Source organism: Marinobacter sp. F4206 (genome assembly GCF_019392195.1).
In the GTDB taxonomy this organism is placed as follows: Bacteria; Pseudomonadota; Gammaproteobacteria; order Pseudomonadales; family Oleiphilaceae; genus Marinobacter.
This window is the reverse complement of the sequence record NZ_JAHXKI010000001.1, coordinates 27,571-41,504: the sequence shown is the minus strand read 5'-3', so window position 1 is coordinate 41,504 and position 13,934 is coordinate 27,571. Positions and strand designations below refer to the sequence as shown.

13 protein-coding genes are annotated in these 13,934 nt (G+C 57.1%); 3 read left to right on the top strand and 10 right to left on the bottom strand.

Annotation, left to right across the window (positions count from 1 at the left end):
- Window positions 1-38: 38 nt before the first annotated feature.
- The 9 genes from cpaB to KZO34_RS00160 all read right to left on the bottom strand — a co-directional run bounded on the left by cpaB (window position 39) and on the right by KZO34_RS00160 (window position 9,992).
- Window positions 39-833: a Flp pilus assembly protein CpaB gene (cpaB, locus tag KZO34_RS00200; RefSeq protein WP_219471988.1), complete on the bottom strand. Its 795-nt coding sequence runs from the start codon at window positions 831-833 to the stop codon at window positions 39-41.
- A 5-nt stretch (window positions 834-838) separates the two neighbouring features.
- The gene (locus KZO34_RS00195; RefSeq protein ID WP_219471986.1) at window positions 839-2,161 is read right to left on the bottom strand and encodes an AAA family ATPase; all 1,323 of its coding nucleotides are present in this window, start codon (window positions 2,159-2,161) and stop codon (window positions 839-841) included.
- 31 nt (window positions 2,162-2,192) lie between these two features.
- Entirely contained in the window at window positions 2,193-2,714 is a 522-nt protein-coding gene (locus KZO34_RS00190; protein ID WP_219471984.1) for an A24 family peptidase, read from the bottom strand.
- Window positions 2,715-2,783: 69 nt separating this feature from the next.
- Window positions 2,784-2,969 carry a Flp family type IVb pilin gene (locus KZO34_RS00185; protein ID WP_257900114.1) on the bottom strand — a complete coding sequence of 62 codons (186 nt, stop codon included), beginning with the start codon at window positions 2,967-2,969 and terminating at the stop codon, window positions 2,784-2,786.
- Between the two features lie 138 nt (window positions 2,970-3,107).
- The gene (locus KZO34_RS00180) at window positions 3,108-3,938 is read right to left on the bottom strand and encodes an AraC family transcriptional regulator (RefSeq protein WP_219471977.1); all 831 of its coding nucleotides are present in this window, start codon (window positions 3,936-3,938) and stop codon (window positions 3,108-3,110) included.
- Between the two features lie 282 nt (window positions 3,939-4,220).
- Complete coding sequence (locus KZO34_RS00175) at window positions 4,221-4,847, bottom strand: condensin complex protein MksE (protein WP_257900113.1); 627 nt, start codon at window positions 4,845-4,847, stop codon at window positions 4,221-4,223.
- Window positions 4,840-6,285: a hypothetical protein gene (locus KZO34_RS00170; protein ID WP_219471975.1), complete on the bottom strand. Its 1,446-nt coding sequence runs from the start codon at window positions 6,283-6,285 to the stop codon at window positions 4,840-4,842. The genes KZO34_RS00175 and KZO34_RS00170 overlap by 8 nt, the downstream gene beginning before the upstream one ends.
- Window positions 6,278-9,217 carry a coiled-coil domain-containing protein gene (locus KZO34_RS00165; RefSeq protein WP_219471973.1) on the bottom strand — a complete coding sequence of 980 codons (2,940 nt, stop codon included), beginning with the start codon at window positions 9,215-9,217 and terminating at the stop codon, window positions 6,278-6,280. Before KZO34_RS00165 ends, KZO34_RS00170 begins: the two co-directional genes overlap by 8 nt.
- Entirely contained in the window at window positions 9,210-9,992 is a 783-nt protein-coding gene (locus KZO34_RS00160) for a hypothetical protein (RefSeq protein WP_219471971.1), read from the bottom strand. Before KZO34_RS00160 ends, KZO34_RS00165 begins: the two co-directional genes overlap by 8 nt.
- A gap of 141 nt (window positions 9,993-10,133) precedes the next feature.
- Here KZO34_RS00160 and KZO34_RS00155 point away from each other — a divergent pair, with 141 nt between their 5' ends.
- The 3 genes from KZO34_RS00155 to KZO34_RS00145 are packed head-to-tail and all read left to right on the top strand — an operon-like array spanning window position 10,134 to window position 12,570.
- The gene (locus tag KZO34_RS00155) at window positions 10,134-10,664 is read left to right on the top strand and encodes a CIA30 family protein (protein WP_219471969.1); all 531 of its coding nucleotides are present in this window, start codon (window positions 10,134-10,136) and stop codon (window positions 10,662-10,664) included.
- A complete protein-coding gene (locus tag KZO34_RS00150; protein ID WP_219471966.1) occupies window positions 10,661-11,479 on the top strand; it encodes an SDR family NAD(P)-dependent oxidoreductase in 819 nt (272 codons plus the stop codon). The genes KZO34_RS00155 and KZO34_RS00150 overlap by 4 nt, the downstream gene beginning before the upstream one ends.
- Window positions 11,480-11,523: 44 nt before the next feature.
- Window positions 11,524-12,570, top strand: a complete 1,047-nt coding sequence (locus tag KZO34_RS00145; RefSeq protein ID WP_219471964.1) for a Gfo/Idh/MocA family protein — start codon at window positions 11,524-11,526, stop codon at window positions 12,568-12,570.
- Between the two features lie 6 nt (window positions 12,571-12,576).
- Here KZO34_RS00145 and KZO34_RS00140 read toward each other — a convergent pair whose 3' ends face one another.
- Window positions 12,577-13,911: an NADH:flavin oxidoreductase/NADH oxidase family protein gene (locus KZO34_RS00140; RefSeq protein ID WP_219471962.1), complete on the bottom strand. Its 1,335-nt coding sequence runs from the start codon at window positions 13,909-13,911 to the stop codon at window positions 12,577-12,579.
- Window positions 13,912-13,934: the final 23 nt, after the last annotated feature.

The window sequence follows — 13,934 nt, the reverse complement described above, 5'->3', positions numbered from 1 at the left end:
CTCCCTGCGTGACTTCCTTTTCTTCTTGGATATTTCGTCTACATCGAAACTCTGGAGGTACTTACATCGGTTCCGCGGATAACGGTTACGCGCTGAGATCTCGATACAACCCGTTTCGGAGCCGGTTTGGGCTTGGGCGCCTCGGCAACGACTTCCGGTTTCGGCTCAGGCTTTTTGCTGTCATCCAAAGGGTTCCTCAGTGCGAGTTGAACCATGCCTTCCTGAGTTGCTCCCACCAAGAGTTCTGCCTCAATCGGAGTGAGTTCCAGAGTGACCGCACGGACAATGACAGGCTTGTCTTTTTCCGGTGATGCAGTCTGGTCGACTGCCAGCACCTTGATGTCTTCTAATAACGTCTCGGTCTTGAATTTTCGATGACTGCCTTCTGGCTTGGCTGCGACCACATCAACCCGGTTCCCGGGCATAAGGAATCCAGCCACACCCACAACGTCGTTGACCCGCACCGTGACCGCTCGTTTGTTCGGCGCTATGACCGCAGAGAGAGCACTGCCACCACCAAATCCTGCGACTTTCTCCTTCATGATAATTTCATCCGGGTAGATGGTGCCCGTAGCCACAGCATCACCCAGGCTTTCGATATCGTTATAGGCACTTGAAGGCACCAAATCTTCCGGCATCTTTCTAATCCGCAAATCGGTCTCCTCAAGTTTCTTGCCGAAGGGAATTTGCATGGCGGCAACTACCACCGGAATCCCTGCGTCTTCTTCCTGCACGGTAAGCCGTTTGATAGCCCAGCCCTTGGCAACAAACGCCGCAGCCAGGCCCATGGCCAACGCAAACGTCAGCATGACAATGGTTCTTTTCTTGAACATAGCGATCACCTCTCATCCGCAAACTGCACAAAATAGGTTTTCCAGGCCCAGCGAATGGCTTCGATACTCAGCTCCGGAGGCTCGCCGCGGTAGCGACAGTAGTCACTGATGAGGCTCAGAAGATCCCGGGGGTGGCACGGCAGCAAAGCGCTTCCCTGCACTGGGTATAACTCCGTCATCATGTAACGGGTTACTTGAGGGTCATCCTCAATTCCATATTGCTCACAGACCTGCCGCCAAAGCCGCAGGTAGGGCTCGGTCTCCAGTGTCTGGAAGCGAATTTTATGACCGATCCTGCGCAGGAAGGCCTCGTCGGCCAGATCCAGCGGATTCAGGTTGGTCGAGAAAACAAGAAGCATGTCGAAGGGCACCGCAAAATGCTGGCCTGCGCGGAGGTTGAGGAAATCCCTTTTTTCCTCCATGGGGATGATCCACCGATTCAGTAACGACATGGGGGGCATTTTCTGCCGGCCCAGATCATCAATCAGGAGCATCCCATTGCTTGCTTTGAGTTGCAGAGGGGCCTGGTACTGTTTTCTGTCCGAATCATAGGTCAGATCAAGCTGATCAAGTGTCAGCTCGCCACCGGTGACCACCTCCGGGCGATGACAGAGTTGATAGCGGGGATCATGACCTTCCATGAGACGAACAGGATCCTGCGCCAGACGGTCGACCGGGTGATGGAATTCCGGATCAAACACCGCAACCACGCTGCCACCCACCAAAATCGAATAGGGTACGAACACTGGCCCATTCAGCAACTTGACCAGTTGCCGGGTTATATAGCTCTTGCCGCTACCAGGAGGCCCATAGATGAATATTGCCCGCCCCGAATGCACGGCCGGGCCCAACTGATCAATCAGGGAGTCGTCCAGCACGGTGTTACGAAACAGGTGTCGGATTTTTTCGGACGTTACCGAACAACGCGATACCGACTGTGTTTTGATCAAACGGGCGTAGTCCTCAAGCGGAACCGGCGCAGGGCCTGAATAGCCATCCCGTGATAAAGCGTCGAGGGCCCCCGCATAACCACGATCCGTCAGCGCATAACGAATTCCTTGCCCACCCTCGTCTGCACCCCTTGCCTCAACACGGGCTTCCTTCCGCAACATCGAAAGGATCGGCTCGAGAACTGCGCCGGGTAAACAGATAGTCTTTGCCAGTTGTGCCAGGGTCTGGTTGCCCATGTGATGGAGGTGTTTCAGTACCAGATCCGCTACGAAATAGGCGTCAAGTCCCGTTTCGTCGAGGCTGTGAGGGCGTGGGCATGGAGTCTCTTCCCTTCCTGTGAAGAAACCCTCTTCGACCGTCAAATATTTCGCATCCATTGCTAAGTGCTCCCATACAGCCGGGTCGGTATCAGGTGAGGTACCAGAGTGAAAAGAACGAGCCACAGGCAATGGCCAAAGCGTAGGGAAACCTTTCTCCAGCGGCCTCATTGGTAGCCGGCGCCAGATAGACAGGCTGCCGATAGGCGATCATCACGGCCATTTGGCGATAACGACGCCAAAGTGCCCTTAACCCGCCTCGCCAGCCGATAAAGATCAGAGCGATGCCGCCGCCAAAAACAACAGTCGCCAACACGCCGACGAACGCAGCTTGAGGCCCGAGAATCGCCCCAACGGCTGTCATGAGCTTCACATCACCGGCGCCCATCGCCCCGAAAATATGGAGGGGCAGAAAACAAGACAGCCCTACCGACGCACCTCCCAGACCAACCAGCAATCCCTGCCACTGCCCTACTGCAAACTGGCAAGCCAACGCAACAGCAACCAAACTCAGAGTCAGCCAGTTCGGAATCCGGTGAGTGCTGAGGTCGGTTATAACTGCGATAACAAGTGCCACAGTGAGAACGGCCAATATCCAGTATGTTTCAATCATGGGAGGTGCCCCTTGGTCGAGATAGCGGGATCCAAAAGGTCCCGCTGGCTCAGTCAACCCAACCTTATTTCAAGCGCCGGGTTTGATCTCGGCAGTGATCCGGTCAATCGCGAGGCCGATTTCAGTTCCCAGGGCAGTAAACGCCGCAACCGCACCGAGAACAATCAGTGAGCCCGCTACCGCATACTCGGACAGCTCCAGACCTTCTTCATCACGAATAAATTGAACAATTTTAGATTTGAGGTTTTTCATCATTTAGCTCCTGCTATTGATAATCCAAGTTCCCTTACGGCGTTTTTCCGTTCGCCGTAAGGTCAGATTAGGCAGGAGCGTTACAGGAGGGTTAGGAGTATTCTGGGCAAAAAACAGGAGAATCTTGCAGAAAGTTAATGTTCAGGGACGCAAGGCCACCGGTACATTCAGGTCGGTCTGTTCATGTTCTGCACGCGTATTCAGCCACTTACGACGATACTGGGACGGGGTCATCCCGGTGTGCCGGTGAAACATCCTGGAGAAATAGGACGCGTCGCGGAAGCCGACAGTCCAGCAAACGTCAGACACCGTAGCGCTGGCATTACGAAGAAGTTCGCCGGCCCGGTCCAGGCGTCGGCGCATGATGTAATCCTGGAAAGTGATCCCGTAAAGCTGTTTGAACGCCCGACTGAGGTGGTAGCTGGTCGTGTTACACCGGTCAGCGATATCGCTCTGACACAGTTTCTCGTGCAAGTGTTGCTCAATGTGAGCCACCGCCAGCTCAACCATTTTGTCCTCGACCCGATGCTTCTGGAATCGCGCATCGTCCGGCAAGCGCTGCGGCGGGATGACAAGATTCCGGGAATCCCTCATTCGCGGTCCTGCCATCATACTGGCGAGGATGGACAGGGAGGACAGCACCGCTTCCGAAGCCACCGGCTTAACGAAATAGTTCCAAACCCGCGCCCTCAGGGCCCAGACGGCGAGCGCTTCAGAGTGTTGCTCAGTAAACATCAGGATGGGAATCGACGGATGGTCGTGTTTCGTGTCGTTCAGAAGAGAAAGCGTTGAAATATCGGGAAAATCGAACTCAAAACAGAAAATGACGTTTTCACCGTTTGAGCCGATATTAACCAGTCCCGCATTCTTGTCGCGGCGCTCCAAAGGAAACCGTGTTTCAATTATCCTGGCAAGCCCCTGGTCGGCTCCGTACTGGGTGGCATCCAAAAGCACAATGGTAGCCTCATCCATGGTACGCACTCCGTCGCATTAACCCTGAAATCTGTCAACTTTTTTTACAACTGGCTATTATTGTTGTTAACCAGTCGGTATATATAGGCATAGGTAGTCCAGGACGACATGTCAAGCCGGGTATAGGCGTAGATTTACGATTGCTTTGTTTTGTGTTGGTTGGCCGGGCCTGATAACTGGTTGAGCCCCAGACTGCGCCTAAACAGGAATTTTCAAGGACGAATAAAGACTTAGAGACCTAAAACAATCCAGATGCCAAGCTTTGATACCGTAGATCCATCCCTAAGCTTGTTCAAACTCCCGCACCAGCTCCTGCAGAAAATAGAGACCGGCGGAACTCAGGAAGCAGCGGCCAGCTCCAGAACGAAACAGCAGATTACGTTTATCCAGATAATCCAGGGCCTCAGGGAAACCTTTTTCAAAGCGCGCAGCCCGGAGAAGGTCCTGATACTCCTCATCGCCCTCCAGAGCCGCGAGGTCTTGTTCGTTCAATCCGGCATCGGAGCGGCCAAGATAATCCAGGTCCCGACCGCTTCTTGCGAAGTAACGTCCGATGATGAGGAGTATTACCTGCACACGGAATGCGTTTTCATCGTGCTCTTCATTCTCGTCATCGTTACTTTCCTTGAGAAAGAAAAACGCGCCGGTTTCGCTGAACACCAGCTCGCTGCCCAGATGCTCGTAGAAGGTCCGGAAGTGGGACAGATGGTTGTAAAGCAGGTTGTACAGCGGATTGGCTCGGAGCTCGGAGCGGTTGCTGTCCCAGATATCGCGCACAATCACCCGGCCAGCCTGGAACTCCCGGTAAATCGCGGCACTATGGGCCGGCAGGATCTGCTCGAAGCTACCGGAACTTTGTGAATTGTCCACGGATTCGGTGGTTTCCATCGCGTCAGAGAATTCAGGCATGCTGTTGCTCTTGTTGATTAGCTGGGGCGTTGCTTTCAATGATTCCCAGATTTTCCAGACGTCGCTTGCGGTACACAAACTGTTCGCTGTCGGTTGACTGATCCAGGATTCGGAACCGGTTGGTCGTGACCACCTGCAGGCCCTCCGGCGGCGAGTTTACCAGCCGGTTCAGGGCCGCCAGCAAGTCCGGGAAGCGGTAGCCTGGGATAAAACCGTCCAGGCGGCCGTGGAGTTCCCGCACCAGGTCGGTTGTTGGCCGCAGCTCCAGAGTTTCCAGCCATTGATAGAGCTGGCTGATGCGCTGGACATCAATCCGGGTGTGGCGACCGCTGCCGTCAACGCGCTCCAGAACCGGCACCTCGGCCTTGCGGCGGAGGTCGTTCAGGCGCAGTTCCAGCTCGCTAAACAGCAACTGGTAGTAGCTGGACGAAGTCCCGAAGGCGTAGTGTTTCGGGCGCTGCTGGGCCCTCAGGCCGACCAGGAAGCCTGTGCTGCGGGCGAAATCCCCACCCTCCAGCCATTTGCGTTTGAGGCTGAGGGTCTCGGTTTCGCTCTTGAGTTCCTGCAGTTTCCCGTAGAAATGCTCCATGGCGTTGTATTGGACCATGCCCTGGCGCGTCTTGCGCAGGAAGTGCTCCACCTCCTGCGCCACCGCCTGAATAGGTTTGTAAAGCGCGTTCAGGCTGATGGAAGAACGGAACAACTGGTCCGCCAGGCTGTGATCATCATGACTTTCCAGTAGCCGGACCATGGCCTCCAGGGTCTCGAACAGGTTACTGCCATCCGGGAGGCGCGTATCCGGGTTCAGAAACACCAGGGTCGGCTTTATGTGGCGCTCGTACAGGGTAACGATCTGCTCGAACAGGTTCTGGCGGAATTCCAGGTATTTCTCCGGCGCCCGGCTGGCATCACCGGACAGGTCCGCCAGCTGAGCGCTGATGGTCTGCATGCGCAATACATTCTGGCGCAGCAGGCCAATCAGTTGGCTGACTCGCTCGTTCAAGTCGTCCCGCAGCTCGGTGTAATCCAGGTCGGCATCGCTGAAGCTGCTGGTTTCCAGCCGATTGCGCACATCTCTCAGCGTCACCAGATGGCCGCGTAGGCGGGCATCGGTCAGTTCCTGGTACAGCGACGCGTTGCAGGCCCGCATGAGGTTGATCAGGGCATCCTGGAACACCAGACGCCGCTCACCCTCGGCCTTGATGATGTCGATCACCAGGCCGCTGCGGAACAGATTGTCGGTGTTCAACGCCAGCCGCACCCGCTCCCGGTCGGCGTTGCCAAGGTTGCGCGTGTAGTCCATCACCTCGGCCACCAGATCGCTCTCGCGGATATACCGGGCTTCGTTCCTGTCCATCCGCTCGATCATCCGGAACAGGATCTTCGGGTGCTCGAACAACAGCCGGGTGGTATCGAGGGTGCTGAAGCGTTTACTCATCCACCGGCTCCATCAAGCTGACCTGGGTCTGGTCGGCCCAGTGGCTCATGGCCTCGCCGTTAGTGAAGCCTTCGGCACCACCCCAGAACACCAGAGTTCGCTGCGGGCTGTAGGGCCGTGCGGTGCGCATCTGCCCCACTTCCAGGTGCCGGCCAATCAGGTAGATCACTTCCGCGCTGGCACTGTGGGTGGCCGCCGAGAACAGGTTGAAGCCTTGCTTGCGGAGACGCTCAAGCAGTGACGGCATCTGGCTGATGTCCACACTGGCCAGCTCGTCCAGAACCATGGGGAAAGACAGCTGCACACCCGGGTACAACACGCGTTTCAACAGCCGATACACCAGTTCCAGATTGATCAGGGCCGTGGTGGAGGTGGACTGGCCCTTCTTATCCAGGCTCGTGGCGTTTTCCTTCCGAGTGCGGTAGGAAATGCCGGTGATCACCTTATCCATGGTCAGGCGCTTGCTGCCGCCCTCCCCGAAAAAGTCCGCCACGAACACCCGCAAGCGATCGTAGAACGCATCGGACTGCAGCTGGTTGCCGTACGGGTCGATGTTGTTGGCTTCTTCCACCAGGTTGCGGAACTTTGGATCGGTGTGAATATCCACCCGGATTTCCACCAGATCGTTGATGCGCACGCCGTCCAGTTCGCGGTTCAGCTGCGCTTCGAAGCGAGCGATGTGCTCGTGGTTGGATTTCAGGGCCTGCCGATAGCTGGCAACGGTTTCATTGTGGATACCCACCTGCTGCTCCAACACATTCCAGCGCTCGGCCATGCCGGCGAACAGGTCCGACAGGCTTTTGAAGGTTTCGCGGATAACCGAGGACGCCGGGCCGTCTTTCTGCAATTCGCCTTCGGTATCTTCATGGATGCCGAGATACACGAACTGACGAAGGTGATCGAGGATGCTACGTCGGCGCTCCTCCAGGTCGTCCAGCTGGGTTTGCAGATCGTCAAACGCCGCGACGGACACCTGTTCGATGTCCAACGGCTGTTCCGCTTCCACGGCTTTCAGATGCGGGAATCGATGCTCCACGGTGCCCACACTTCGGCTGAGGCCCGCCAGTTCCCGTTCCCTTTCTTCAATACGCTCTTTCTCGGCCCGGGCTTTGGCGGCCTTCTGCTGAACGGCATCCTGCTTCTCCTGCTCCAGCCGAGCCTGCTCGTCCAGCCTGGCCAGCTGTTCCTCCGCCGCCTGCTTTTCCTCGGTGGCATCCCGCAGGGTGGTCGCGGCGGCCGGATAGCGTTGGAGCGTTTCGAGATCCTTTTCGATGGCGCGGATCTCTTTCTCAGTCCGCTCGATCAGCCGTGGCCGGTCATGCTCCTGGTTGGCGGTGTCTGCCAGCTCGGTCCGCTCCTTTTCCAGGCCATGAAGCTCGCCTTCCATATGCCGGCGCTGCTCGGCGAAGTCCGTCTGTCGGGCCGGCTGTGCCTGGAATTCCGTATCGAACCAGTCAAAGCCTTTATCATTGGGCACGAACAGCCGGGCGAAAGCCTCAATGGCGGCCTTGCTGTCGGCATCCAGATCCCGGCCCGGACTGGCCATCATTAGCTTCGAATCCACAGCCCGAAGGGGCGCAGCAGTGGCTTCGTCCAACTGGTTCTGCAACTGCCAATGTTGCTTGCTTTCCTTGTCCGTCAGGGATTCCAGCTTGCGCTCAAGCTCCTGCTTCTTTTTCTGGATCTGTTCCAGCCGGATCTCGGCCTGGGCGGCACTCTTCAGAGCGGCCAGGTGCCCTTTCCTACTATCAAGCTCTTCCTTCTGGATATCCTCGATTTCCTGAAGGGTCATCTCCCCATACTGGGACAACAACAGGTCGCCATCTTTCTGATTCTGCTCGGCCTGCTTGATACGCCGATCGGCGGAACGGATCTCGCCTTTCAGGCCGCTGGCATCCTGCTCCAGCTTTTTCAGAGCCTGCAGCACATGGCGCAGCGTCTCATTCTGTTCATTGAACGCTTCCACCGCGGCCTTTCGCCGTGCCCCTATGTCCTGCAGCGCATGGCTCACACCATTGCGAAACGCGGCAAAATCATGCTGACTGCGAAGCAGCGTCTGGTAGGTCTGGTAATCCTTCTGGAGCTTTTCAAACCGTGAACGCTCTTTCTCGATTCTCGTAAGCTGGGTTTGCTGCTGCTTCAACTGGTCGTGCCGGTTGAGAAACTCATCGATATTGAAATCAAAGGCATCGTCGGCGAATTTCTTGTCTGCCTCGATGATACTGGCCACCGCATTGGACATGGCCTGATCGTCCGCCTTCATCTCAAACAGCAACAGGATCAGCGTGCGCAGCGACTGCACCCGGCGTTCATCAGACTCACCCAGAGGCAGCACGGAATAACGCACCGCATCGGCGTTCATCAGCTCGCTGCTGTACAGCATCTGTTTGAGTTTGGCTGGGTCATTCACCAGCCGGGTTTCTTTGGAGAGCTTTTTCAGTGCTTCGGACAGGCGACTGAACGACAGTTCCGGCACGGCCTGGCCAATGCCGTCCTCATCATTGCCATCCCAGAACAGCGGCCGCAGCTGATCGTAGCCCACCGGCACAAAAGCTCGGCCATAACTGAGCTGGCTGGCGCTGTCGCGGTACAGGATCTGGCAATGCACCCCGGCCGGATTTTCCGCTTCCATAATCAGAAAGCTGAACTGGCTGGGGAAGTAATGCTGGTAGCTCTCCTCATTGGTGTAGAAGCTGCCGGCGCTGGCATTGCGGAAGGCGAATTTCTTGCGGCTGTTCTTGAAATTGTTTTCCGGCAGCAGAAACAGCCGCAGGGAATTGAGCAGGCTGGATTTGCCAAGGTTCCCCGGGCCGAGAATGAGGCCATGGTTATCCACCGGAATTTCCACGTAACAGAAGCCGGCGGAATCCACCAATACCAGGCGGCGAATGCCAAAGGTGAAATTGCTTGGGCTCCCCTGGGAGTCACTCATCCAGAATCATCTCCTGTTCCATGAATTTGCCGGTTGCCCGGAAGGCTTCTGCCAGGGCCACAAAGCCAAGCCCCTCCGCCAACGATATCGCTCTTGTAAACCGTTCGGTGGTGTCCGGGATATTGCGGAACCGGTCCAGACACGGTTGCCAGTCGGCCGGCTGAAGAAACGTGGCTTTTTCACCAAGCGAGGCCACTATCGTCGAGAACATTTGCAGACCACCGGCATCATAATCGAATGCGCAGAATACTTCTTCATAGCCCTGCAACCACTCAAGAATCGCGCCCCGGGTAACCCGGTTTCCACCACCCAACACCACATCACACTCCACGAGTTCCAAGGACTTGCCCAGTGTTTCACTGGCAAAGCCGAGCATCTGCGAATGCTCGTAGAAATTCCGCTCGTTCTCCACCACCAACACCGACCGGGCCCGGCGAAAACCCATATCCACGGATTCCGCCCCGATAACGACTACGTCCGGTCGGCTGGACGCCAACCCCTGATGGTAAACGAGAAGAAAACTGACCTCGGTGCCATGCCGATGAGAGTTACCCTTTTTCGCGGCGTCCACCCGACTTACCGTCGCCTTCGCCACATCTTGCAGCTCAGCGAAAGCGCTCTCATCCAGAATCGTGACAAGCCAACGGTTGGTTTTTACCTTTTCCGCCGCAAACAATTCCCTATGCCGGCGCCGAAACGAATCCGGAAGTTTCTTCAGGAAAGCTTCATAGTTAATGGGCTGGCCACGGAGGATTTTGTCGAGATAGTCGTTCAACAGCTCACCACAGTCACTCTGAACACAGTATATGAACGTAGATTTGAGGATTAGTGTAACGCTATCAGGCACCCACTGTATCGGGGACTTTTCATCCAGACTGGTACCCGGAATCTCTGAAAAGCGGGTAAAGGAAAGCCAATGAAAGACACGCACAGAAACAGCCGCGGCACCCCTACCCTGGTTGCGTTCGATACTCAGGAAGAGCGATTGGAATGGAACTCCCTGGGTGACCAGGTAATGGGCGGGCAATCAGACGGAGCGCTGGTTCACTCTGCGGAAGGCGTCGGCCTCTTTCACGGAACCGTGCGATTGGATAACGGCGGCGGCTTTGCCTCTGTCAAAGCAGACATGCCTGAACCCATCGATGCCACCCAATGGACAGGCATTGAATTGCTGGCAAAGGGCGACGGTAAAACCTACAAGATCGGCCTTCGAAATAGCACCAACCGGCGGAGCATTGTTTACCAGCATGCATTCACACCGGGAACGGAAGAGTGGAGTCGCATCCGTCTTCCCTTCAGTGGGTTCATACCGACCTGGCGCGGCAAAACATTGACCGATGAGGCAGCCCTGAATCTTTCGCATCTGGCTTCAGTGAGCCTTTTCGTTTCCGGGCGACAGGTGGGTGAATTTCAGCTGCAAATGCGGGATTGGAGGTTGTTCCGATGACCAAACTCGCCCTCATAACGGGTGCAAGCGCCGGCATTGGCCATGAAGCCTGCGCCCTCTTTGCCCGCAACGGCTACCGGGTGATTGCCGTTTCCCGGCAGCCCAGCGGCGTCGAGTCCGCAGATCTGGAGCTGGCGCTGGATCTGGAATCCTTTGACCAGATTGAGGGCCTGGCCGATGCGCTGGAGGCTGAAATCGCAATGGCGGAGCGGGTTATTCTGGTTAACAACTCAGGTTACGGGCAATTCGGCGCGCTTCGCGACCTCTCCGAATCCATGTGGCAAAAGCAGTTCAGCACCCACGTATTCGGCCCCATCAAGCTGGCTGCTGTCTGCCTTCGACTCTGTGAACAACGCGGAGTACCCTTCCGAGTCATCGCCGTAAGCTCCGTTCTCTCCATCGTGCCCCAGAAAATGAAAGGCGCCTACTGTGCCGCCAAATCCGCAATGAACACGGCTCATGAGAGCTTCTGGTTTGATGAACAGGGCAGCAAAAGCCTGGAAAGCGTTTCCCTGGTGCTCCCGGGGCCCGTGAAAACCCGGTTCAGGGAACATGCCCTGGCCGCGTTACAGCCCGTGCTTGGGCGAGCCAGCGCAGTGCACCGGGAAAAGTACGAAGCCATGGAAGCCGCGCTCGCGCCAGGCGCCAGCATCAAGCCGTTTACCGCCAGTGCGTCGGATGTTGCCCAAAAGATCTACAGAGCTGCAGAAGCGAAACGGCCCAAGCCTCGATATCTGGTTACACCCCAGACCTACGCTGCCGAATTCATCACCCGGTTTTTTCCCCGGTCGATCCAGCGCATTCTGTTCGGCTAGTGTTACCACACACCCAAAGCCAACCCTGTTCAAGGAGACCCAACATGGAAAATCGCAAAGTCCGGTGGGGCATCATAGGCACCGCCGAAATTGCCACCAAGGTCGTGGCCGGCATGCACGACGCGGAAAATGCCGACGTTGTTGCGGTCGCCAGCCGCACCCTGGATCGGGCAAAAGCCTGGGCAGACGAGCACGATGTACCGCAGGCGTTCGGCTCCTACGATGAACTTTTGGCGGATGACAGCATCGACGCCGTTTACATCCCGGTCCCCACCGCCCTTCGCAACGAATGGATCAAGAAGGCCGCCCGCGCCGGCAAGCATGTGTACGCCGAGAAACCCCTTGCCGACGGCATTGAAGAGGCCATCGACGTCTGCAAAGAAAACGGCGTGCAGTTCATGGACGGAACCATGTGGCTGCACAGCACGCGGACGCAAGACATTGAGAAGCGAATTGCCAACGGCGACATCGGCAATGTACGGCGAGTAACCAGTGCCTTCACCTTCAAGGCGCCTTCCAAGGAATGGTACGAAGGCGGCAATGGCCGAACCGACAAGTCTCGCGAACCCATGGGCTGCTTTGGTGACCAGGGCTGGTATCCGATCAGTGCCACCCTATGGAGCTTCGGTTACGAATTGCCCGAACGCGTCCAGATGACCTTCGTCTCCAAGAACTCCATCGACACCATCGTCGCCTGTGGCGGCACCCTCTGGTTCTCTGATGGCCGAATGGCAACCTTTGATGCAGGCTGCGAACTCGCGCACCGTTCGCAGGTAGAAACGGTTGGCGACGCCGGCCTGATACGCATCGACGACCTGGTGGGTGGTCAAGGTAGAAGCGGGAATTTTGCGGCCTACGGTGAACGTTTCACCGGCAGCTCACGCTACATCGTCGGGGATGCCGATGGAAAAGACACAGAGCAAGAGGTAGAACCCTGTGACCACGTCGTGAAGCTGGTTGAGCGATTCTCAAACATCATTCTGACTGGCGAGTTGGACGATCAATGGCCCAGGCGCAGTTTGGCCTGCCATCGGGTGATGTCGGCGCTGTTCGAATCAGCGGAATCGAACGGCGCCGTTGTCTCGTTGTAAAAGTGCTCAGGTCCCGCCGTGCTGGCGGCGGGCCTTCTTCACCCGCCGGGCCTGGCCCATTTCATCCTTCAAGTAAGCCCCAATGGCCTTGAAAATGCCCAGTTCCGGATCAGCCTCCACGCCATCCGCCAGCCGGAAAATCTGCTGGTAGTACCAGGCCTGGCCGCCCAACACGTTAATGACTTTAAGCGGCATCAGCGGACTGGCCGGCGAGAAAAACCCTCGTTGAGCAAGCTTGACGTGATCCTCATGGCAAACCGTCTTCTCGATGCGCCCCTCAAGCAGATCCTTCGGTGTATCCGGATCCGTGCAGAGCGGCCGGCCAAGGCCAATCACCTCGGTTTCGCCATTAGCCACGGCCTCTTCCATAAACGCGCGCGTCCGGAATCCACCCGTGACCATCAGCGGGCAATCGCAAAACTCGCGAATCGTCTGGGCGTAATCAAGGAAGTATGCCTCCCGTTTGCGAGTGCTTTCCCGCACGGCCGGCCCATCGCTCGCCGTGTCGGCATCACCACTGTACCCGAGCAGCCGCGGCTGTTCGTAGGTGCCGCCAGACACCTCCAGCAGATCAATACCCTCCTCATTGAGCCAGCGCACCACGTTCACAGACTCATCGAGCGAAAAACCGCCCTTGCGGAAATCATCAGAATTCAGCTTTACCGCCACCGGAAACTCCGGCCCCACAGCTTCGCGAGTCGCGCGGACCACCTCAAGCAGAAAACGGGCGCGATTCTCCAGTGATCCACCCCAGCGATCGGTGCGCTGATTGGTGACCGGCGACAGAAAAGAGGACAACAAATACCCATGAGCCCCGTGCACCTGAACACCGGTGAAGCCCGCCTCCTTGGCGATCCGGGCCACGTTGGCAAAACGCTCGATAAAATCGAGAATCTCCGGCTCCGTAAGCGCCCGTGGGCGGGCATAGTTGCCCATCAGCGATAGCTGGACTTCCGACGGTCCCATTGGGCGCGTGGTAACGTAACGCGGCGACTGGCGACCGGCATGGGAAATCTGCATCCACAAATGGTTGCCGTTGCGCGTGCCTGCTTCGGCCCAGGCACGCAATTGCGACATACCCTCCGGCTCGCCTTCAGCCGGTGCCGGATCAATCGCCACGTTACCCGGCCGCTCCAGCACCCGGTGATCAATCATCACGTTGCCGGTAATCAGCAGCCCCGCCCCGCCATCGGACCAACGTCGATAAAGGGTTTCATGGTGGTGGGTGGCGTGGAGCTGATCGTCTGCCAGCCCTTCGGTCATGGCAGCCTTGGCAAGTCGGTTCGGCAGGACTGCTCCGCAGGGGAGTTTCAGAGGTTCGGCGAGGGGCGATTGGTGCATGGCATCATCCTGATGGTTTGAGT